This window comes from Bradyrhizobium sp. Mp27, from assembly GCF_029953005.1.
GTDB lineage: Bacteria > Pseudomonadota > Alphaproteobacteria > Rhizobiales > Xanthobacteraceae > Bradyrhizobium > Bradyrhizobium barranii.
In genome coordinates, this window is the sequence record NZ_JASAUS010000533.1 from 1 (window position 1) to 1,011 (window position 1,011).

Annotated in this window: 1 pseudogene; it reads left to right on the top strand. The window is 65.8% G+C overall.

Features of this window, described 5'->3' with window-relative positions:
* Window positions 1-109: 109 nt before the first annotated feature.
* A pseudogene (gene istA, locus QJT78_RS51560) lies at window positions 110-1,011 on the top strand (IS21-like element IS1631 family transposase); the annotation flags it as partial.

A 1,011-nucleotide genomic window follows, 5' to 3' on the forward strand; every position in this document is an offset into this window, starting at 1 on the left:
GGCTCCGAAAGCCTTGCTCACGATCCCGCGAAATCGTTGCTCACGATCGTCTGAAATCTCTGCTCACGATCCCCTGAAATCCGCGCTCACGATCCCGCGAAACGCGCACGTGGCCGATCCAAATCGGAAAGGATGCGTCGAGAATGCGATTCAACATACCCAGGGCACTGCGCTGGCCGGACGGCGCTTCGAGACGCTGGAGGCGCAAAACGAGTTCTTGAGGCACTGGGAGGAGAACTGGGCTTCCAAACGCATCCACGGCAGCACGCGCCGTCAGGTCGAGGCGATGTTCCAGGAAGAGAAGCCGCACCTGCGGCCGCTGCCTGTCGCTCCCTTCCGCATCTTCACCGAAGTCGTCCGGACTGTCTGCGACGACACCACCGTACGCGTCGACAACAGCTATTACGCCGCGCGGCCCGCGCCGATCGGCAGCCAGGTCGTCGTGCGCATCTACACCACCACGATCGAGATCCGTGATCGCCACACCCGTGCGCTGCTGCGTGTTCATTCCCGGATGGCGCACCCCGGTTCTGTCGTCCTGCCGACCAGCGAACGGCCGTTCAACCCGTCGCGGCAAACCGCCGTGCTGCTGGCGAGCGCCGAGCGCATCGGACCGCAGACCAGGGCCTTGTGCCAGCAGGTGTTCGACACCGAAGGGCGCCCCGGACAGCGCGCGATGTGGGGCATTGTCGGGCTGGGCCGGAAGTATCCGGCGCGGCTGGTCGAGCAGGCCTGCGCGCACGCCATCGACAACCGCATCTACCGCTACAAGCACGTGCGTGCGACCGTCGAGCGGTTGTTCGAACAGGCGATCGAGCAGGTTGGAGTGACGCCACAGCCGGCATCGCCGCTCACCCAGGATCATCCGCTGATCCGTACCCCCGCGGAATACGGCGACCTCTTCAGCCGCGCTGTGCGGCGCGACGCCGACGACAATGGTCGGCAGGCCGAGGCTCACGACGATCACGCCACGGCAATCCGCGCTCGTGTCGCCTGCGCAACCCCGGCCAA